19 protein-coding genes are annotated in these 20,153 nt (G+C 68.7%); 4 read left to right on the top strand and 15 right to left on the bottom strand.

What is annotated here, in order from left to right; translation table 11 throughout:
- Nucleotides 1-41: 41 nt before the first annotated feature.
- The 8 genes from MYA_RS03015 to MYA_RS03045 all read right to left on the bottom strand — a co-directional run bounded on the left by MYA_RS03015 (nucleotide 42) and on the right by MYA_RS03045 (nucleotide 8,711).
- On the bottom strand, nucleotides 42-458 hold the full coding sequence (locus tag MYA_RS03015) for a VOC family protein (RefSeq protein WP_011883304.1): 417 nt from the start codon (nucleotides 456-458) through the stop codon (nucleotides 42-44).
- Between the two features lie 342 nt (nucleotides 459-800).
- A complete protein-coding gene (locus MYA_RS03020; RefSeq protein ID WP_014722460.1) occupies nucleotides 801-2,099 on the bottom strand; it encodes a THUMP domain-containing class I SAM-dependent RNA methyltransferase in 1,299 nt (432 codons plus the stop codon).
- Between the two features lie 166 nt (nucleotides 2,100-2,265).
- Nucleotides 2,266-4,389, bottom strand: coding sequence for a site-specific recombinase (locus MYA_RS03025; RefSeq protein WP_014722461.1), 2,124 nt, complete (start codon nucleotides 4,387-4,389; stop codon nucleotides 2,266-2,268).
- 438 nt (nucleotides 4,390-4,827) lie between these two features.
- Nucleotides 4,828-4,977: a hypothetical protein gene (locus tag MYA_RS31680; protein WP_014722462.1), complete on the bottom strand. Its 150-nt coding sequence runs from the start codon at nucleotides 4,975-4,977 to the stop codon at nucleotides 4,828-4,830.
- A gap of 66 nt (nucleotides 4,978-5,043) precedes the next feature.
- Complete coding sequence (locus tag MYA_RS03030) at nucleotides 5,044-5,787, bottom strand: PqiC family protein (protein WP_014722463.1); 744 nt, start codon at nucleotides 5,785-5,787, stop codon at nucleotides 5,044-5,046.
- Entirely contained in the window at nucleotides 5,784-7,403 is a 1,620-nt protein-coding gene (locus tag MYA_RS03035; RefSeq protein WP_011883308.1) for a PqiB family protein, read from the bottom strand. Before MYA_RS03035 ends, MYA_RS03030 begins: the two co-directional genes overlap by 4 nt.
- Entirely contained in the window at nucleotides 7,396-8,025 is a 630-nt protein-coding gene (locus MYA_RS03040; protein WP_011883309.1) for a paraquat-inducible protein A, read from the bottom strand. The genes MYA_RS03035 and MYA_RS03040 overlap by 8 nt, the downstream gene beginning before the upstream one ends.
- Complete coding sequence (locus tag MYA_RS03045) at nucleotides 8,022-8,711, bottom strand: paraquat-inducible protein A (RefSeq protein ID WP_011883310.1); 690 nt, start codon at nucleotides 8,709-8,711, stop codon at nucleotides 8,022-8,024. Before MYA_RS03045 ends, MYA_RS03040 begins: the two co-directional genes overlap by 4 nt.
- A 258-nt stretch (nucleotides 8,712-8,969) precedes the next feature.
- Between MYA_RS03045 and MYA_RS03050 the strand changes: the two genes are divergently transcribed.
- The 3 genes from MYA_RS03050 (at nucleotide 8,970) to MYA_RS03060 (ending at nucleotide 10,759) form a co-directional block, all read left to right on the top strand.
- A complete protein-coding gene (locus MYA_RS03050) occupies nucleotides 8,970-9,530 on the top strand; it encodes a cytochrome b (RefSeq protein WP_014722464.1) in 561 nt (186 codons plus the stop codon).
- An 8-nt stretch (nucleotides 9,531-9,538) separates the two neighbouring features.
- A complete protein-coding gene (locus tag MYA_RS03055; RefSeq protein WP_011883312.1) occupies nucleotides 9,539-10,099 on the top strand; it encodes a YceI family protein in 561 nt (186 codons plus the stop codon).
- Nucleotides 10,100-10,180: 81 nt separating this feature from the next.
- Entirely contained in the window at nucleotides 10,181-10,759 is a 579-nt protein-coding gene (locus MYA_RS03060; protein WP_011883313.1) for a YceI family protein, read from the top strand.
- On the opposite strand, the gene MYA_RS30875 is transcribed toward MYA_RS03060, so the two are convergent.
- Nucleotides 10,749-10,937, bottom strand: coding sequence for a hypothetical protein (locus MYA_RS30875; protein ID WP_014722466.1), 189 nt, complete (start codon nucleotides 10,935-10,937; stop codon nucleotides 10,749-10,751). The two genes, MYA_RS03060 and MYA_RS30875, sit on opposite strands and share 11 nt — an antisense overlap.
- On the opposite strand from MYA_RS30875, the gene MYA_RS03065 reads away from it, so the two are divergent.
- The gene (locus MYA_RS03065) at nucleotides 10,924-12,201 is read left to right on the top strand and encodes an MFS transporter (RefSeq protein WP_014722467.1); all 1,278 of its coding nucleotides are present in this window, start codon (nucleotides 10,924-10,926) and stop codon (nucleotides 12,199-12,201) included. The genes MYA_RS30875 and MYA_RS03065 overlap by 14 nt on opposite strands.
- Nucleotides 12,202-12,208: 7 nt before the next feature.
- Here MYA_RS03065 and MYA_RS03070 read toward each other — a convergent pair whose 3' ends face one another.
- The 6 genes from MYA_RS03070 to queA form a co-directional block, all read right to left on the bottom strand.
- Nucleotides 12,209-13,750 (bottom strand): S41 family peptidase, encoded by a 1,542-nt coding sequence (locus MYA_RS03070; RefSeq protein ID WP_014722468.1) that lies wholly within the window; start codon nucleotides 13,748-13,750, stop codon nucleotides 12,209-12,211.
- A 209-nt stretch (nucleotides 13,751-13,959) separates the two neighbouring features.
- On the bottom strand, nucleotides 13,960-14,910 hold the full coding sequence (gene secF / locus MYA_RS03075) for a protein translocase subunit SecF (protein WP_011883316.1): 951 nt from the start codon (nucleotides 14,908-14,910) through the stop codon (nucleotides 13,960-13,962).
- A gap of 18 nt (nucleotides 14,911-14,928) precedes the next feature.
- On the bottom strand, nucleotides 14,929-16,950 hold the full coding sequence (gene secD / locus MYA_RS03080; RefSeq protein ID WP_011883317.1) for a protein translocase subunit SecD: 2,022 nt from the start codon (nucleotides 16,948-16,950) through the stop codon (nucleotides 14,929-14,931).
- 106 nt (nucleotides 16,951-17,056) lie between these two features.
- Complete coding sequence (yajC, locus tag MYA_RS03085; RefSeq protein WP_011883318.1) at nucleotides 17,057-17,380, bottom strand: preprotein translocase subunit YajC; 324 nt, start codon at nucleotides 17,378-17,380, stop codon at nucleotides 17,057-17,059.
- Between the two features lie 259 nt (nucleotides 17,381-17,639).
- Nucleotides 17,640-18,833 carry a tRNA guanosine(34) transglycosylase Tgt gene (gene tgt / locus MYA_RS03090; RefSeq protein WP_011883319.1) on the bottom strand — a complete coding sequence of 398 codons (1,194 nt, stop codon included), beginning with the start codon at nucleotides 18,831-18,833 and terminating at the stop codon, nucleotides 17,640-17,642.
- Nucleotides 18,834-19,012: 179 nt separating this feature from the next.
- A complete protein-coding gene (gene queA, locus MYA_RS03095; protein WP_014722469.1) occupies nucleotides 19,013-20,074 on the bottom strand; it encodes a tRNA preQ1(34) S-adenosylmethionine ribosyltransferase-isomerase QueA in 1,062 nt (353 codons plus the stop codon).
- Nucleotides 20,075-20,153 lie beyond the last annotated feature (79 nt).

Consider the following 20,153-nt stretch of genomic DNA (forward strand, 5'->3'; position numbering starts at 1 on the left):
GCCGCGATGATAGCGCCGCGCCGGCCCGCTCGCGGCTGCGCTCAGTGGCATTTCGGCGCGTGCAGGCCGACGCGGTTGCCCTCGGTATCGATCAGGTAGCCGATGTAGCCGTAGTTGTTCGGCAGCTCGACCACCGAGCCCTGCACGACGCCGCCCGCGCGCTTCGCACGCTCGAGCGCTGCGACGACCGATTCGCCGGCGTTCAGGTACACGAGCACGCCGTTCGCGCTCGGCTTCATCTGCTGCGGATCGAACACGATGCTGCCGCCCGTGTTCGACGCCTCGTGATCGAACACGGCCATCGGCACGCCGCCGATCACGTCGCGATGCAACGTCGTCTGCAGCACGGTTTCGTAGAAGCGGATCGCCCGGTCGAAATCGAGCGACGGGATGTCGAACCATGCGATGGCACGGTCGAGGGTTGCGGGTGCGTTTGCGTTTGCAGTCGCGGACGTCATGACGAGCTCCTTGTTGTTCGGATTCTTGATGGAAACCAGCCTTGCATTGCGCCGGGATTGCAGTGTGAACGCGGGCTCCTGACAGCGTGCTGTCAGTAGTGATGGCGGTACTGACAACGCACCGCGCGCCGGTGTGGAAAGCGCCTGCCCGTTCGCGCTTCGCGCGTCGCGCGGCGGCAGCCGGGGCGCAGCGCAGCGCCGAAGCGGACGGTGGGGTGGAAGGTACGGCAGACGAAGCGGCGCACGCATCGGCGCCGCAAGTAACAACGCCCGGCGAATGCCGGGCGTCGGGGACTGGCTGTCAGCAGCCGGCCGCAGCGGCCGGTGCGCGCGAGCGGCGCGTCACGCGTCGCCTTCCGCAGCGGCCGGGCGCGCCTTGACGCTGCCGGCGATCAGGTCGAAGCGGAACAGCCGGCATTCGAGCGCGCCGTTGAACAGCGGCGTCTTCGCCGATTCGCGCAGGCGCAGCTGGCCCGGCAGCGAGCGGTCGGAGCTCAGCAGGAACGCTTGCCAGCCGGTGAAGCGCTGCTTCAGCGCATCGCCGAGCGCGTTGAAGAACTCGCTGTCGGGCGCGTCGGTGTGCGTGCGGCGGAACGCGTCGTCGTTGCCGCGGTTGCGGCCCGTCTCGCGCACCTCGCCGCGCGCGCTGCGGCCGCGCACCTCGATCCGCTCGCCGTACGGCGGGTTCGCGAGGATGATGCCGGGGCCGTCGCACGGCGGCGTCATCGCGCGGGCGTCGATCTGCTTCAGCCATACCGACGGCACGCCCGCGCGTTCGAGGTTCGCGCGCGCCTTGTCGAGCATGTCGCCCGAGATGTCGCTGCCGTACACGCCGAGCGGATCGCGCTTGCTGCGCGCGGCGCGCTTCGCGTCGAGCGCGGGGACTTTCAGGCCCTGCCATGCGGTGATGTCGTACTGCTTGAGCTTTTCGAAGCCGAAGCGGCGCTCAACGCCCGGTGCGACGCCCAGCGCGATCTGCGCGGCTTCCGCGAGGAACGTGCCGCTGCCGCACATCGGGTCGTACAGCGGCGTGCCGGGCGTCCAGCCGGTCAGACGCAGGATGCCGGCCGCGAGGTTCTCGCGCAGCGGCGCCGCGCCCTTGTCGAGCCGCCAGCCGCGCTTGAACAGCGGCTCGCCCGACGTGTCGAGATACAGCGTGCATTCGCCGGCCGTGAGGAAGGCGAACACGCGTACGTCCGGCGCGCCGGTGTCGATGCTCGGGCGTGAGCCGGTCTTCTCGCGCATCCGGTCGCAGATTGCGTCCTTCACGCGCAGCGTCGCGAATTCGAGGCTCTTCAGCGGCGACTTGATCGCGGTGATGTCGACGCGCAGCGTCTGCGTCGACGCGAACCAGCGCTCCCACGGCTGCTCGAGCGCGAGCGCGTAGACGTCCTGCTCGTTGCGGTACGCGCGGTGCGCGATCTTCAGCAGGATCCGGCTCGCGATGCGCGAGTGCAGGTTCGCGGCCATCCCGGCGGCCCAGCCGCCGCGAAAGTGCACGCCGCCCGGCACCTGCGCGCCCGCGGTGAACGGCGCGCCGTTCAGGTGGCGGCCGGCGATCTCGGCCAGCTCGGCGGCGAGCGCCGCTTCGAGGCCGCGCGGGCAGGGAGCGAAGAATTCGTACAGGGTAGGCGAGGACATGAGGCGGGTGAGGACGTGCAAAAGTCCACCATTGTACGCGGCGCGGGCGGCCGCAGCCGGCGCCGCGTCCGTTTTGGCGTGCGGGCGGTGCGCGCGCGCCGGCCGACCGGACGTCGCGGCGGGCCGGGCGGCCCCGCCGCGCGTGCGCCGCCGGCCCGTCGAACCGTCAGTGCGAGCCCGGCTGGCCCGCGCGAGCGGCCGGTGCGCCGGCCGGCCAGAACAGCGCCGACGGCTTCGCCAGCACCGTGCGCACGATCGCGCCGACCAGCGCGCGCACCTTGGTGCGGCGCAGGCTGCGCGAGCGCACGGCCATCGTGAACGCGAGCACGAAGCTCACCAGCACGTTGAGGATCGCCATGCTCAGCACGCCGGCGCAGGCCCACCAGAGTTCGGGCGTGCGCAGCGCGTCCTGGCCGAGCACGCCAATCGCGACGCCGATCGCGCCGGCCGACAGCGTCACGTGACGCACCTCGAACGGGAACAGGAACACGGTGACGATCGCCGGGACCAGGCCGAGCATCAGCCCGAGCCCGACGTTGGCGACCACGCCGGCGACGTTCGAGCGGCAGAAGTGCGCGAGCTTCGCGGCGCCCGCCGCGCCGAGCGTGAGCCGCAGGCGGCGGTTGTACGTGAGCGCGTCGCCGACGCGGTGCAGCACGAACCAGTTGTCGGCCCAGCCGGCGAGCAGGCTCGACGTCCACAGCAGCACGCCGGTCAGCGCCGCGTAGAACGGCGTCGGGCCGAGCAGCGAGAACGAATGCAGGGTCGCGTGCGCCTTGGCCGGCGAGATCACGTTGGCGTGCAGCAGGTTGCCCGCGAGCAGCTGCACGAGCAGGCAGACGGGGAACACGACGAGCACGTTGCCGGAGATCGCCGCGGCCTGCGTGCGGATCAGCGCGATCACCGACGCGACGAACGCCTTCACGCCTTCGTCGTGGCCGGTGTCGTCGAGTTCGCGCGCGAGCGTGGGCGCGGTCATCGCCGGCTGCTTGGTCGCGAGCGTGAAATGCAGGAAGTGCATCAGCATGAAGCTCGCCGCGTAGTTGACACCCGCGAGCAGCCCTTCGAGCATCGACTGCAGGTGCGAGCCGGTGATCGCGAACTTCACGCACACCGTCGCGACCGTCACGAGGCCGCCGCCCGCGGCCATCCGCAGCATCTTCAGGTATTCGGCGCGGCCGCGCGAGATGTAGTGCTCGCCGGTGTCCGCGTTGGTCTCGACGAGCTTGCGCGCGAACAGCGAGAAGTTGCTGCGCATCAGATGCGAGACGCTCTGGCTGTTCTGGTTCGCGTCGACCAGCTCGGCGGTGAGCCGCGCCATGTCGCGCAGGTCGTCGCGGGCCATCCATGCGTTGAGCAGCAGTTCCGCGCGCTGGATGCGCATGCGCATCCGCTCGACCTGGAACACGATGTCGACCGACACGCCGTTGCGGTACAGGTGCGCGAACACGTCGTCGACCGCGGTCCGGCATTCGTCGAGCAGCACGCGCAGATAGTTCACCTCGTGCAGCAGCTTGCTCGGATCGCCGCCGTCCTCGGCCGCCGCATGCGCGGTCTCGACCGCGAGCATCGCGCGCGTGAGGCGGTAGAACGGCTGGCCTTCGAGCGGCTTGCGCGCATCGTCGTCGGACAGGCGGCTGCGCACCGTCTGCGACAGGCCGGTCGAGCTGATCTGGCAGGTCAGGTTGTGCAGCGCGGCCAGCAGGTCGCGCGAGAACGAGCCGGGCTCGTGGCGCTCGGCGTCGGTGACGTCGAACGTGAACAGTTCGGCGAAGCGGCCGAGCAGGTCGTCGGGCAGCGCGTCGATCCATTGCGCGTCCTCCGGCGTCGGGAACATCAGCGTGAACAGCGCCGACAGTTCGCGGCGGTTCGGCGCGGGCGGGATCAGCGACGAGTCGATCCGCTCGAACAGCGCGCCGAAGAAGCCGGAATGCACGGGCATCCCGGCGTCGCACAGCAGCGAGATGCCGTCGCATTCGCGCAGGATCCCGCGCAGGATGCGCGCGGCGTGCGACTTCCACGCGGGATTGCGGTCGAGCACGTGGAACAGGTAGCGCAGTCGCGCGTGGGCCGGATACGCGCGCGCGTCGGCGTCGCGCTCGGCCGGGGCGTCCTGGCCGGGCTGCATCGCGCCGTTGCGGCGCAGCCAGTGCGCGAGCTCGATCAGCCATTCGCTGCGTTCGGCGTACGACGCGTGCGCGTCGGCGTGCGCGAGCAGCGCATCGAGCTGGTGGCTGGCATTGCGCGACGCGCGCCACTTCTTGATCAGGGTCGTCAGGGAACGAAACATAAACGGAATAGCGAAAGCCCACGGGTGGGCGGGTTCGGGATGCCGGCCGGAAACGCGGCGCGGCGCCGAGGGCAACGGTGACGCGGGTCGGGCAAGCCGGACGATGGGCGGACGGTCGCCACGCGCCGTGCGTGGGCCGTCGCGGGCCTGCGCTCGCGCGGCGCTCGGTCGGACCGGGGCGGTGCGCCATCGGCTGGCCCGCACGACAGGCGGCGCGGGTCGGGGACAGCGTAGGATCGTCAATTGGCCGCGAAAAGGCAAGCTGACCGCGTTGCGTGACGCCGGTTTTTGCCGATTTCGACGAGCGAGGCGAGGCGGGTGAGGGCCGGGATCTCGTGTGGGCCGTGCGGCCGGCGGGCGTGATCGGTGATGCTGCTGGAACGGGTTACCGGGTCAGGTGGGCCGGACGAGTTACAGGGGCCGCACGGACCAGACGGGTTACGCAGTGAGCGACACGGGCGATATGGACTCCGCGAACTTCACGAACGACACGAACGACACGAACGACACGAACGACACGAACGACACGAACGACACGAACGACACGAACGACGCGGGCGACACGAACGATGCGGCTACACGCCCCATACGTCCATACGAGCCACGCACCCACACCCCCCATGCGCTCGCATCCACGCGCACCCCGCCGCCGGCTTACGCGCCCGACTTGCCGGTCGCGCCTGCGTCGCCGCCGGGCGCCGGATTGGCCGGGCAGGGCACGACCGGCACGGCCGTCGCGGCGACCGTCGTCTTGCCGCCTGCCACCGCGCTCGCTCCACTCGCCGCCACCCCACGCCGCGCGGCGATCGCGCGCACGCCGGCCGCGGCCTGCGAGGCAATCGCGTCGAGGGCGCGCCGATGGCCGGCCACCAGCGCATCGTAGCCGCCGGCGACCGGCTCCGCGACGCTCGTGCGGCACGTCATCACCGTCTGCGTGCCGACCGCGCGCACGCTCCACACCGCGTCGATCGCCGCCCGCTTGCCGGGCCACGACTCGAAGCGCTGCACGTTCACGCTGATCCGATACACGGGCACGCCGGCCGGATACGCGGAATTCGCGACGTCGATCGTGCCGAGCTGCGCGGCGAGATCGTCCGACAGCGCGCGGCGGATCTCGTCGGCCGGCGGCGCGGCCCAGCGCTCCTGCTCGAGCACGTCGACCTGCGCGGCGTTGCGCTGCACGACGAACTGGTTCCTCGCGACCTGCTCCGGTACGCCCACCGACGGCACCTCGATCAGGAATGCCGGATTGGCGGGCGCGGTGCGCACGGGCGCGGCGGCGTCGGCCGGGCTCAGCGTGTAGAAGCGCGCGGGCGGCGAGCTGCACGCGCCGAGCGCGAGCACGGCGAACAGCGCGGCTGCGCCGCTCGCGAGCACGTTCACGCGTGTCGTGGTCATGGTTGATCTCCTGGCTTGCCCTTGAGCAGCGATTCGGGATGGCGCTCGAGATAGTCGGCGAGCGCGTTCAGCGATTGCAGCGTGCGCGTGAGCTCCTTCAGCGCGCCGCGCACGTCGGACTGCAGCGGCGAATCCTGCTGCAGCGTCGCCTCGGCGGTCGAGAAGGTCTGCTTGGCGGCCGACAGCGTGTCGCGCGCTTCCGGTGCGACCTGCGTGTCGAGCTGCTTGAACAGCTTGTCGGCGTTCGTGAGCGCGCTGTTCAGGTTCGCGCCGATCTGGTCGAACGGCACCTTGTCGAGCTTCTTCGCGATGTCGGCGACCTGCAGCTGCAGCTCGTCGAGCGTGTTGGGCACGGTCGGCAGCTCGAGCGGCTGGCGCGTCGTGTCCATCTTCACGGCCGCCGCCTTCGGGAAGAAGTCGAGCGCGACGTACAGCTGGCTCGTCAGCAGGTTGCCGGTGCGCAGCTGGCCGCGCAGCCCGTGCCTGACGAGGCGCTCGACGATCTCGCGACGGGCCGACTCGCCCTTGTTGCCGATCGTTTCGCGGAAGCGCGGGCCGAGCCGCTCCGGATACACGTTCATCGTGACCGGCATCAGGAAGTTCTTGGTCTTCGGATCGAAGTCGATGCCGATGTTCGTCACTTCGCCGAGCACGATGCCGCGGAAGTCGACCGGCGCGCCCACCGCGAGCCCGCGCAGCGACTGGTTGAAGTTCATCACGACCTGCAGCGGCTCGCCGTCCGGATCGCGCATCGCGTCGCCTTCGTCGGAGCCGAGGCGGAACGTCGTGTTGTTCGGCGCGGTCGCGCCGGTGCGCTGGTTCGGCGGCGTCTGGAATGCGATGCCGCCGAGGATCACCGTCGCGAGCGATTGCGTGTTCAGCTTCAGGCCGCTCGAATCGAGCCGCAGGTCGACGCCGCTCGCCTGCCACCAGCGCGAATTCATGCCGACGTACTGGTCGTACGGCGCATTGACGAACACGTTGAAGGTGACGCCCGTGCCGTCCTTGTCGAGCGAGAAGCCGACCACCTGGCCGACCTGCACGCGACGGTAATAGACCGGCGAGCCGATGTCGACCGAGCCGAGCGAATCGCCGCGCAGCACGTACTGCGTGCCTTTCTGGTCGCGGGTCACGGCGGGCGGCGACTCGAGGCCGATGAAGTCGCTCTGCGCGTCCGGGCCGCGCCCGGCGTCGACGCCGATGTATGCGCCGGACAGCAGCGTGCCGAGCCCCGACACGCCGGTCGTGCCGACGCGCGGCCGCACGATCCAGAAGCGCGAGCCCTTGATCGCGAAGTCCTCGGCTTCCTTCTTCAACTGCACCTGGACGAGCACGCGCGTGAGGTCTTTCGACAGCGTGATCGTCTTGACCGTGCCGATCTCGACGTCCTTGTACTTGACCTGCGTCTTGCCCGGCTCGAGCCCTTCCGCGCTGTGGAAGCTGATCGTGATTTCCGGGCCGCGCTCGCGCACGGACTTGATCACGAGCCCGATACCGATCAGCGCGGCGAGCAGCGGCACGAGCCAGACGAGCGACGGCAGCCAGCCGCCTTTCGTCGAGATTGCCGGGTCGGGCGGCCGGGGCGCGTCGTGCTGCGGGCCTTGCGGACTATTCATGGTGTTTCCCTGAGGTTTCGACTGGATCCCAGATCAGGCGGGGATCGAACTGCATCGACGCGAGCATCGTCAGGATCACGACCGAACCGAACGCGAGCGCGCCGGGACCGGCCGTGATGACGGCGAGCGAACGGAAATGGACGAGCGCGACGGTGAGCGTCACGACGAAGATGTCGAGCATCGACCAGCGGCCGATCCGCTCGACGATCCGGTACAGCAGCGTGCGCTGCAGCGGCCGCCACGTCGCGCGGCGCTGCGCGCTCGTCGCGAGCAGCGTCAGCACGCCGAGCTTGAGCATCGGCACGAGAATGCTCGCGACGAACACGATCACCGCGAGCGGCCAGTCGCCGGAGGTCCAGAAATAGATGACGCCGCTCATGATCGTGTCTTCCTGCGAGCCGACGATCGACGACGTGCGCATGATCGGCAGCAGGTTCGCCGGAATGTACAGGATCACGGCCGCGATCAGCAGCGCCCAGGTGCGCATGACGCTGTCCGGCGTGCGGAAATGCAGCGTGCTGCCGCAGCGCGCGCAATGCGCATGCGCATGGTCGAGCGTCTGCACGAGCCCGCAGGCGTGGCAGCTGGCGTAACCCTCGCGGGCGGCGGTCGGCGTCGTCATCGGCGCGGCGCTTCCGGCAGCGCGGCCGGGTCGGCGGCGGCGGGAGTAGCAGGAGCGGCGGGGGCGCCCGGCGAGCGGCCGGCGCGCAGGTCGTCGGCGATGTCCCACACGGTGCGCGGGTCGAACATCAGCACGACCGCGATCATCAGCGTGAGCGCGCCGAACGCGAACAGCGCCGCGTCGGGCACCACGCGCGCGAGGCTGACCATCTTCACGATCGTCACGACGATCCCGAGCATGAAGACCTCGATCATCCCCCACGGCCGCACGAGCTGGATCGTGCGCAGCACGAGGTTCAGGCCGGGCGGCACGACGCCGCGCCGGATCGGCAGCAGCACGTAGAGCAGCGCGGCCATCTCGACGAGCGGGAACAGCACGGTCGAGCAGAACACCATCACGCCGACGATCGCCATGTCCTGATGCCACAGCGCGTCGATCGCGCCGATCAGCGTCGTCTGCACGCGCGTGCCGTTCAGGTCCATTTCGAGGATCGGGAACGTCTGCGCGATGACGAACGTGACGAGCGCGGCGACCGCGAGCGCGGTGATGCGCTCGATCTGCGTGGTGCTGTTGCGATAGAGCAGCGCGTCGCAGCGCGGGCAGCGCGCGATCTGGCGGCCGCTCAGGCGCGGTTTATGCAACAGTGCGTCGCATTCGTGACAGGCAATCAGGTCGTATCGTTGCATGGAAAAGGCGGTGTTGCGACGGCTGGGCGGCGCGTCGACGGGGCCGGAACCCGCGCCAATCTTACCAAATCGGTTTTTCGGCGGTGTCAATGCCCGGGCGCGCGGTGACCGGCCGGTAACATGGCGCGAACGTGACAGCCGGCTGGCGTGCCTGTCCTCAGAGTCCGCGCGTCGAGAAAGGTTGCGGTAGCATGGCGCCCTTGACAAGCGTCGGACGAATATACCGGCGCGGCCGTTCGCTCACCTGAGGAACCCACGATGGCATCGAACTCGCTGCCGGCCACCCCGGCACGTTACACGCAAACCGCGATCGCGCTGCATTGGCTGATCGCGGTATTGATCGTCGGCGGCTTCGCGCTCGGCTGGGTGATGACCGACATCCCCGGCTTCACGCCGGCCAAGCTGAAGTACTACTCGTGGCACAAGTGGATCGGCGTGACCGTGTTCGCGCTGGCGCTGGTGCGGCTGCTGTGGCGCGCGACCCACGCGGCGCCCGCGCTGCCCGGCGCTACGCCCGCCTGGCAGCGCGCCGCGTCGCGCGGCGTCCACATGCTGCTGTACGCGCTGATGCTCGCGATCCCCGTCACCGGCTATCTGTACAGCTCCGCGTCGAACATCCCGGTCGTCTACCTCGGCATCGTGCCGCTGCCGCGCCTGATCGACCCCGATCCGGTGCTGAAAGAGACGCTGAAGACGCTCCACGTGACGTTGAATTACATTCTGCTTGCGCTGGTGTCGCTGCACGTGCTGGCGGCGCTCAAGCATCAGGTGCTGGACCGCGACGGGCTGCTGTCGCGCATGCTTCCCTTTGCCAAATGAAGGAACCCATGAAAGTGACTTTCTCCCGCTCCGTGCTGACCGCATTCGCCGCGGCGTCGCTCGCCGCATCGGCCGCCGCGCACGCCGACGTCGACCTCGCCAAGAGCAAGGTGTCCGCCGTGTCGAAGCAGATGAACGTGCCGACCGAAGGCGCGTTCCGGAAGTTCTCCGCGCAGGTGAAGTTCGACCCGGCGAAAGCCGCGCAGGGCAGCGCGCAGGTGACGATCGACATCGCGAGCTTCGACCTCGGCGACAAGATGTACAACGACCAGGTCGCCGGCAAGGACTGGTTCGACGCCAAAACGTATCCGCAGGCGACCTTCGCGTCGAGCGCGATCGCGCCGGCCGGCGGCAACAAGTACAACGTGACCGGCAAGCTGACGATCAAGGGCAAGTCGGAGAACGTCACGGTGCCCGTGACGGTCACGCAGAGCGGCGCGACGCAGACCTTCGACGGCGTGCTGCCGATCAAGCGCTCCGCGTTCAACGTCGGCACCGGCGAATGGAAGGACACGTCGATCGTCGCCGACGAAGTGCAGATCAAGTTCCATCTCGTCGCGACGAAGTAAGCGGCGGGTCCCGCATCACCCGTATCACGTGCCTCACCCGAATGCCGCGCAAGCGCGCGGCGCCGTTCCAAGGAGAAAAAGTTGAAAAAGCATCTGATCATCGCCGCGGGCGCGCTGGCAGCCTCGCTGTCGTTCTCGGCCTTCGCCGAAAGCGCGACTTACCAGTTCGACCCGAGCCACACGTACCCGAGCTTCGAGGCCGACCACTTCGGCGGCCTGTCGGTCTGGCGCGGCAAGTTCGACAAGTCGAGCGGCACCGTGACGCTCGACCGCGCGGCGAAGACGGGTACGGTCGACGTGACGACCGACATCGCGTCGATCCACACCGGCAGCGCGAAGCTCGACGAGCACCTGCAGACGGCCGATTTCTTCGATGCGGCCAAGTTCCCGCAGGCGGTCTACAAGGGCGCGATCAAGTTCGACGGCGACAAGCCGGTGTCGGTGGTCGGCAACCTGACGCTGCACGGCGTGACGAAGCCGCTGACGCTGAAGATCGACTCGTTCAAGTGCATGCCGCATCCGATGCTCAAGCGTGAAGTGTGCGGCGTCGACGCCGTCGGCGAATTCAACCGCGACGAGTTCGGCCTCGATTACGGCAAGCAGTACGGCTTCAAGATGGCGACCAAGCTGCTGATCACGGCCGAAGCCGTCAAGCAGTAACGAGTAACGCGACCGCGGCCTTCGCGCCGCGCGCCGCCTGCGAGCCGCCGCGTTCCCGTTGCTGGGCGCGGCGGCTTTTTTGCGCGCCTATAATCGGCGGCATCGCGCGGCGCGGCCCCGCCCCGCACGCGTCGAATACGACGTAGAACGACAGGAGATCGCCGATGGATGCCGTCACGCAGTCCCGCTCCATTGCTTCGTCGCCGCGCGTGTGGCGCGCGGTGGTCGCCGCGTCGATCGGCAATGCGCTCGAGTGGTTCGATCTGGTGGTCTACGGCTTCTTCGCGGTGACGATCTCGCGCCTGTTCTTTCCCGCCGGCAACGACACCGTGTCGCTGCTGCTCACGCTCGGCACCTTCGGCGTGTCGTTCTTCATGCGCCCGCTCGGCGCGATCGTGCTCGGCGCGTACGCCGACCGCGCGGGCCGCAAGGCCGCGCTCACGCTGTCGATCCTGCTGATGATGGCCGGCACGCTCGTGATCGCGGTGCTGCCGACCTACCGGACGATCGGCGTCGCCGCGCCGTTGATCCTCGTCGCCGCGCGGCTGATCCAGGGCTTCTCGGCGGGCGGCGAATTCGGCAGCGCGACCGCGTTCCTGGCCGAGCACGTGCCCGGCCGGCGCGGCTTCTTCGCGAGCTGGCAGGTCGCGAGCCAGGGGCTCACGACGCTGCTCGCCGCCGCCTTCGGCACCGTGCTGAACGCGCAGCTCACCGCCGCGCAGATGGCCGCATGGGGCTGGCGCGTGCCGTTCTTCTTCGGGCTGCTGCTCGGGCCGGTCGCGTACTACATCCGCGCGAAGGTCGACGAGACGCCCGAATTCCTCGCGGCCGACGTCACGGCGAACCCGCTGCGCGACACGTTCGCGTCGCACAAGGCGCGGCTCGTCGCCGCGATCGGCGCGGTCGTGCTCGGCACCGTCGCGACCTATCTCGTGCTGTTCATGCCGACCTATGGTGTGAAGCAGCTCGGCCTCGCGCCGTCGGCCGCGTTCGCGGCGATCCTCGTCGTCGGCGTGATCCAGATGGCGTTCGCGCCGCTCGTCGGCCACTGGTCGGATCGCTATGGCCGCGTGCGCGTGATGCTGGCGCCGGCCATCGGCTTTCTCGTGCTGATCTATCCGGCGTTCGCGTATCTGGTCGCGCATCCGGGCTTCGGCACGCTGATCGCGCTGCAGGTGCTGCTCGCGTTCCTGATGACCGGCTATTTCGCGGCGCTGCCCGGGCTGCTGTCCGAAGTGTTTCCGGTGCAGACGCGCACGACCGGCATGTCGCTCGCGTACAACGTCGCGGTCACCGTGTTCGGCGGCTTCGGGCCGTTCATCATCGCGTGGCTGATCCGCGCGACCGGGACCAACACCGCGCCGAGCTTCTACCTGATGTTCGCGGCCGTGCTGAGCATCGCGGCGCTGGTCGTGTTGAGGCGGCGCTTCGGGTTTCGCTGAGCGCGCGTCAGTCGTCGCCGCGCTCGCATGCCGGCTGGGCCGGCATCAGCTGCGCGGGCGCGGCGACGGTCTGCACCGGCTGCCCGGCGAGCGCGGCCAGCGCCTGGCGCAGCTGCCAGTCCGCGGCCGTGCCGAATTCGCGCTGCGGCAGCGCCGCGCTCTTCGACATCTCGACCTTCGCGCGCACGCGCGCGTCGCGCAGCTTGCGCCGGGCGTCGCGCACCGTGGCGAACGGATCGGGCGCGAGCCGGTCCGCATACGGCGCACGCGCGAGATCGACCTCGCGGTACCACAGCAGCACGCCGTCGACGTCCGAGTCGCGGCGCGGCGGGACGAGCCAGTCGGGCACGACGCCGTAGCCGTCCATCGGGCAGCCGTTCGGCCGCAGGTTGCGCGCGAACGTCAGATTGAGCCGCGTGCCGTCGATCAGATCGACGCCCGTCTGCGCGAGCCCTTTGCCGTAGGTCGGCATGCCGAGCAGCCGCGCGCGCCCGAGATCGCGCAGCGCGGCCGCGGTCGCTTCGGCCGCCGACGCGCTCTGGCCGTCGACGAGCACGACGAGCGGCACGGTGCGCCACCAGTCGTCGGCCTGCAGCGGCGCGAGCGGATCCTGACCGTGCATCACCGGCAGTTCGTAGTCCGGCCAGTTGGTCGTGATGCGGCGGCGGTTCCTGCCGTCGCGTTCGAGCGTCACCATCGCGGTGCGCTCGCGCCCGGCGAACAGCGCGGTGATGCCGATCGCCGCATTCAGCGCGCCGCCGCCATTGATGCGCAGATCGAGGATCACGCCTTTCACCGGCGGACCATTGCGGCGCGCGGCCTCGACCGCGTCGATGTAGTTGCCGACCGCGGGCTCGGGGAAGCTCGACAGCCGCGTGTACAGGATGTCGCCGGCGAGCCGCTTCGCGCTCGCCGGGTGCGGGCGGACGATCGCGCGCACCGGCGCGACGACGAGCGTCGCCTGCCCGGGGCCGCGCCGTATCGTCAGCTTCAGCGGCACGCCCGCGTCGCCTTTCGCGAGCTTCACGACGTCGGCGCTGTCGAGCCCGACCACGCTCTGGTCGTTCATCGCGACGACGAGATCGTCGGGCCGCACGCCGGCCTTCTCCGCGGGCGCGTCGGGAATCACGTCGATGATGTGCAGGCCGTCGGGCCGCGTCTCGAACACGATGCCGATGCCCGGCGTGCCGTCGCGCGCGCGACGCTCGTCGTCGAGCTGCTGCCGGCGCTCGGCCGCGTTGAAGAAGCGCGCGTACGGCAGCGTCTTGATCCCCGCGTGTACGGTCGCGTCGAGCAGCGCGCCGATGTCGACGTCGGTCAGATGCTTCTTCTTCAGCACTTCGATTGCCGCTTTCAGTTCGCAGAGCTGCGCTTCCCAGTCGGGCGGACACGGGGAAGGTAGCGGCGCGGCGGTAGTGGCGCTGGCCGGGACGGTTTGCGCGAGCGCCGCGGGCGCCAATTCGAATGCAAATGCAATGAACACCGCCGCGGTGATCGCACCGGTGCGCGACGCGGCGACGCGACGAATGGCAGGCTTGACCGGAATCATGAGGAGCGCGGCTTCGGCGAGTGGGGGACGGGGCGGGGCGGTGTCGCGATTGTAGCCGACGCCCGCGCGGCGGCATCGCGATAGGCGACAGGCGGCAAGCGGCAAACCGCATGCCGATAAAAAAAGGCCGGTCCCTGAGGAACCGGCCTTTCGCTACTTCGGAAAGCGGCCGAAAAAGCCGCCGAAAAAGCCCCCAAACGCCGCGCCGCTCAAACCTGCGCGCCCGCGTTCGGATCGTCCGGATCGTGGGCCGTCTTCTTTTCCTTGACGAGGTCTTCGCGCTTGATGCCGAGCCACATCGCGAGCGAGCCCGCGACGAACACCGACGAGTAGATGCCGAACATGATGCCGACCGTCAGCGCGAGTGCGAAGTAGTGCAGCGTCGGGCCGCCGAAGAAGAACATCGACAGCACCATCATTTCCGTCGACGTGTGCGTGATGATCGTACGCGACATGGTGGTCGTGATCGCGTGGTTGATCACTTCCTGCACGCTCATCTTGCGTTCGCGGCGGAACGTCTCGCGGATCCGGTCGAAGATGACCACCGATTCGTTGACCGAGTAGCCGAGCACCGCGAGGATCGCCGCGAGCACCGCCAGCGAGAACTCCCACTGGAAGAACGCGAAGAAGCCGAGAATGATCACGACGTCGTGCAGGTTGGCGATGATGCCGGCGACCGCGTACTTCCATTCGAACCGGAACGACAGGTAGATCACGATGCCGATCACGACGCACGCGAGCGCGAGCAGCCCGTCGGTCGCGAGCTCGCGGCCGACCTGCGGGCCGACGAACTCGACGCGCTGCAGCGTCACGTCGGGGCTCTGCGCCTTCAGCGCGGCCATCACCTGGTCGCTCTGCTGCGCGGACGTGAGACCTTGCTTGAGCTGCAGGCGGATCAGCACGTTGCGCGACGTGCCGAAGTTCTGCACCTGCGCATCGGCGTAGCCGAGCTTGCCGAGCGTGTCGCGCACGGGTTCGAGCTGCGCGGCCTGCTGGTACTGGACCTCGATCACCGTGCCGCCGGTGAATTCGACGGACAGGTGCAGCCCTCGGTGGAACAGGAAGAACACGGCGGCGATGAACGTGACCAGCGAGATCACGTTGAACACCAGCGCGTGCCGCATGAACGGAATGTCTTTACGGATGCGGAAAAATTCCATGGCTTCGTCTCCGGCGCCTTATTGGGTCGAGCCCGGTTTCTTCGGCGGCACGCCTGGCTGCGCGCGGTTGCGCAACTGCGGCTTGCCGGCGCGCGGCCCATTGCCTTTCGCGGGCGCGGCGAGCTTCGCGGCGCGCGCGGTGTCGGTCGATTCGTCGGCTGCCGCGAACGTCGCGCCGGCCGCCGCGCCTTCCGGCTTCCACACCTGGCCGATCGCGAGCGACTTCAGCTTCTTGCGGCCGCCGTACCAGAGGTTGACGATCCCGCGCGAGAAGAACACCGCGGAGAACATCGACGTCAGGATGCCGAGGCAGTGCACGATCGCGAACGCGCGCACCGGGCCCGAGCCGAACGCGAGCAGCGCGAGGCCGGCGATCAGCGTCGTCACGTTGGAGTCGAGAATCGTCGCCCAGGCGTGCGCGTAGCCCGACTGGATCGCGAGCTGCGGCGGCTGGCCGGCGCGCAGTTCTTCACGCACGCGCTCGTTGATCAGCACGTTCGAGTCGATCGCCATGCCGAGCGCGAGCGCGATTGCCGCGATGCCCGGCAGCGTCAGCGTCGCCTGCATCAGCGACAGCACCGCGACGAGCAGCAGCAGGTTCACCGACAGGCCGATCACCGAGATCACGCCGAACAGCATGTAGTACGCGACCATGAACACGGCGATCGCGCAGAAGCCCCAGATCACCGAGTGGACGCCCATCTTGATGTTGTCCGCGCCGAGGCTCGGGCCGATCGTGCGTTCTTCGATGATGTCCATCGGTGCGGCGAGCGAGCCGGCGCGCAGCAGCAGCGCGAGGTCAGCCGCGGCCTGCGGCGTCGGCTGGCCGGTGATCTGGAAGCGGTCGCCGAGTTCGGACTGGATCGTCGCGACCGTCAGCACTTCGCCCTTGCCCTTCTCGAACAGCACCATCGCCATCGGCTTGCCGATGTTCTCGCGCGACACCGCGCGCACCGAGCGGCCGCCCGCCGAGTCGAGACGGATGTTGACCGACGGACGCTGGTGTTCGTCGAAGCCGGCCGACGCGTCGATGATGCGGTCGCCGGTGAAGATCACGTCCTTCTTCAGCAGCACGGGCGCCTGGTTGCCCTGCGTGAACAGTTCCTCGCCCGGCGGCACCGGGTCGTTCGGGTTCGGGTGCGTGTTGATCGGATCGGCGAGGCGCGCCTCGAGCGTCGCGGTGCGGCCGATGATGTCCTTCGCCTTCGCGGTGTCCTGCACGCCCGGCAGCTCGACGACGATGCGGTCGCTGCCTTGCTGCTGCAGGATCGGCTCGGACACGCCGAGCTCGTTCACGCGATTGTGCAGCGTGGTCAGGTTCTGCTTGAGCGCGGCGTCCTCGACGGACTTCTGCACGGCCGGCGTGAAGGTGCCGACCACTTGCGTGCCGCCGCCGCCCGGCTGGGTCGCCCATTGCAGTTCGGTGATCGACGCGGCGAGCGCCTTGAGCGCGTCTTCGGCCGTCTGCGCGTCGCTGAAATTCACGACGACGGACTGATCGACGCGGCTCACGCCGCCGTCGCGGATGTTCTTGTCGCGCAGCAAGGCGCGCGCGTCGGTCGCGTCGGAGTCGAGCTTCTTCGTCAGCGCGCCGGTCATGTCGACCTGCAGCAGGAAGTGGACGCCGCCGCGCAGGTCGAGGCCGAGGTACATCGGCAGCGCGTGGATGGCCGTCAGCCAGCGCGGCGACGCGCTCTGCAGGTTCAGCGCGACGACGTACTGCGGATCGTTCGGGTCGGTATTCAGCGACTTCTGCAGCAGGTCCTTGACGCGCAGCTGCGTATCGGTGTCCTTCAGGCGCACGCGGATGTTCGCGTTGGTCGCCGTGTTCTCGAAGGTCACGTCGTCCGGCTTGATCTGTGCGGACGCGAGCGCGGCTTCGACCTGGCTCAGCGTGGCCGAGTCGAGCTTGACCGTGGCCTTGCCGCTCGACACCTGCACCGCCGGCGCTTCGCCGAAGAAGTTGGGCAATGTGTACAGAAAGCCGATGGCGAGCGCCACGACCATCACGACATATTTCCAGATTGGATAACGATTCATGAGGGGGCCGAACGGATGGTTGGCGTGAAAGCGTCGCGTCCGGCGCCGCGCCGGCCCGCGCTGTCAGGCGGGCACGACGCGGGGAGCCGGACGCTCGTTGAAAGCCTTACAGCGACTTGATCGTGCCCTTCGGCAGAATGGTCGTGACCGCAGACTTCTGCACGGTGATTTCGGTGCCTTCGGCGATCTCGACGCCGATGTAGCCTTCGGAAACCTTCGTCACCTTGCCGACGAGGCCGCCGCTCGTGACGACTTCGTCGCCCTTCGCCATGGCCGCGAGCATGTTGCGGTGCTCCTTCTGGCGCTTCATCTGCGGACGGATCATGATGAAGTACAGCACCGCGAACATCAGGATGAGCGGCAGGAAGCTCATCAGGCTCGATTCGGCGCCACCGGCACCTTGCGCGAAGGCATTGGAAATGAACGGCACGTTGGTCTCTCCGTAGGGGAAGATCGAAAAATAAGCCGGTTATTCTACCACCGGCCCCAAGCGCAAACGGCGCAGCAAATGCGCTTTCGGATCAAGCTGTTAAAGCACGAACCGGCACCGCTGTCGCGCGTCTGGAAAGCTGATTGTAATATTCGCCGGCCGCGACTGCCGGTTGCGGCGGGCGAGACGGGTTGCGATACGGGCTGTTATGCGGGTCGTGATACGGGCCGCGCGCATGCACGGCCGGCGCGCCGTCCGTTCAGTCGACCCCGGTCGCGCGATCCTGCGCGAAGCGCTGGCGGAACGCGTCGAACGTATGCGTTTCGATCGCTTCGCGAATCTCGCTCATCAGCTGCAGGTAGTAGTGCAGGTTGTGGATCGTGTTCAGCTGCGCGCCGAGGATTTCGCCGACGCGATGCAGGTGGTGCAGATAGCCGCGCGAGAAGTTCCGGCACGTGTAGCAACTGCAGGTCGGATCGAGCGGCTTCAGCGAATTCTTGTGCGTCGCGTTGCGGATCTTCACGTCGCCGAAGCGCGTGAACAGCCAGCCGTTGCGCGCGTTGCGGGTCGGCATCACGCAGTCGAACATGTCGATGCCGTTCGCGACGCCGTCGACCAGGTCTTCCGGCGTGCCGACGCCCATCAGGTAGTGCGGCTTGTCGGCCGGCAGCTTCGGGCCGACGTGCTGCAGCACGCGCATCATGTCTTCCTTCGGCTCGCCGACCGACAGCCCGCCGATCGCGAGGCCGTGAAAGCCGAGCTCCGACAGGCCCGCGAGCGATTCGTCGCGCAGGTCCTCGAACATCCCGCCCTGGACGATCCCGAACAGCGCGTTCGGATTGCCGAGCCGGTCGAATTCGTCGAGCGAGCGCTTCGCCCAGCGCAGCGACATGCGCATCGAATCGGCCGCTTCCTTGTGCGTGGTCGGCACGCCGTTGGTCGCGTACGGCGTGCACTCGTCGAACTGCATGACGATGTCGGAGTTCAGCACCTTCTGGATCTGCATCGACACTTCCGGCGACAGGAACAGCTTGTCGCCGTTGATCGGCGACGCGAACGTGACGCCGTCCTCGGTGATCTTGCGCAGGTCGCCGAGCGAGAACACCTGGAAGCCGCCCGAGTCGGTCAGGATCGGCTTGTTCCAGCCCATGAAGCGGTGCAGCCCGCCGTGCGCGTCGATGGTGTCGAGGCCGGGGCGCAGCCACAGGTGGAAGGTGTTGCCGAGGATGATCTGCGCGTTGATCTCGTGCAGCTCGCGCGGCTGGATCGCCTTGACCGTGCCGTACGTGCCGACCGGCATGAAGATCGGCGTCTCGACCACGCCGTGGTTGAGCTTGACGCGGCCGCGGCGCGCGTGGCCGTCGGTGGTCAGCAGCTCGAATTCGAGCCCGTTTGCCGGGCGTTCGTGCACGTCGGCGCTCGCGTGCGTGTCGTGGGATGAACCTTCGGTCATCGCGTGATTCTCCTTGCTACCGGAAAACAGTCCGGCGCATGTTGCGAAACGCCGCCCGGAAAGGGCGGCGGGAAAAAAGCGGTTGCGGCGGCGCGTGGCGCGCGCGGCGGTGAAACGGCGGTGAAACGGCGGTGAAGCGGCGGTGAGACGGCGGTGAAGCGATGGCGAAGCGGCCGCGCTTACGCGTGCTCCGGCGTGTCGCGCCGCGTGAGCAGCATCGCGTCGCCGTAGCTGAAGAACCGGTAGCGCTCGTCGATCGCGTGCCGGTACGCGGCGCGGATCGTCTCGACGCCCGCGAACGCGGACACCAGCATCAGCAGCGTCGACTTCGGCAGGTGGAAGTTCGTCACCAGCCGGTCGACGACGCGAAAACGGTAGCCGGGCGTGATGAAGATGTCGGTTTCGTCCTGGGTTGCCGCGAGCGGCCGGCCGGCGGCTTCGGCGCTGCGCGCCGCGGCTTCGAGCGCGCGCATCGACGTCGTGCCGACCGCGATCACGTTGCCGCCGCGCGCGCGGGTCGCGGCGATCTTGTCGACCAGCGACTGCGGCAGGTCGTACCACTCGCTGTGCATCCGGTGCTCGGCGATGTTCTCGACGCGCACCGGCTGGAACGTGCCGGCGCCCACGTGCAGCGTCAGCGTCGCGCGCTCGACGCCCATCGCGTCGAGCTTCTCCAGCAGCGGCTGGTCGAAATGGAGGCCGGCCGTCGGTGCGGCGACCGCGCCCGGGTTGCTCGCATAGACGGTCTGATAGCGCGTCTCGTCGGTCGCGTCGGCGTCGTGCTCGATGTACGGCGGCAGCGGCAGCCGGCCGTACTGCTCGATCAGCGTGAGGCACGGCTGCGGGAAGTGCAGCGTGAAGAACGGCTCGACGCGTTCGCCGACCGTCACGTCGAACGCGTCGGCCAGCCGCAGCGTCGTGCCGGCGCCCGGCGACTTGCTCGCGCGGATCTGCGCGAGCGCCGTGTGCGTGCCGGTCACGCGCTCGATCAGCACCTCGATCTTGCCGCCGCTGGCCTTCTGGCCGAAGAAGCGCGCCTTCAGCACCTTGGTATCGTTGAACACGAGCAGGTCGCCGCGCGCGATGCACGACGGCAGCTCGGCGAAGCGGCGATCGACGAGGCGCGTGGGCGCCACGGTGCCGTCGACCTCGAGCAGGCGGCTCGCGGTGCGCTCGGGCAGCGCGGTTTGGGCAATCAGCTCGGGCGGCAGATTGAAATCGAAATCGGAGAGCGTGAACATGCGGGCTGGTTCGGAACGGCCGGCGGGCGCCGCCGACAGGGCGGAAATGCGTGAATGGCGCGCGCGAGCCGCTATGATG

This window comes from Burkholderia sp. KJ006 (assembly GCF_000262695.1).
In the GTDB taxonomy this organism is placed as follows: Bacteria; Pseudomonadota; Gammaproteobacteria; order Burkholderiales; family Burkholderiaceae; genus Burkholderia; species Burkholderia vietnamiensis.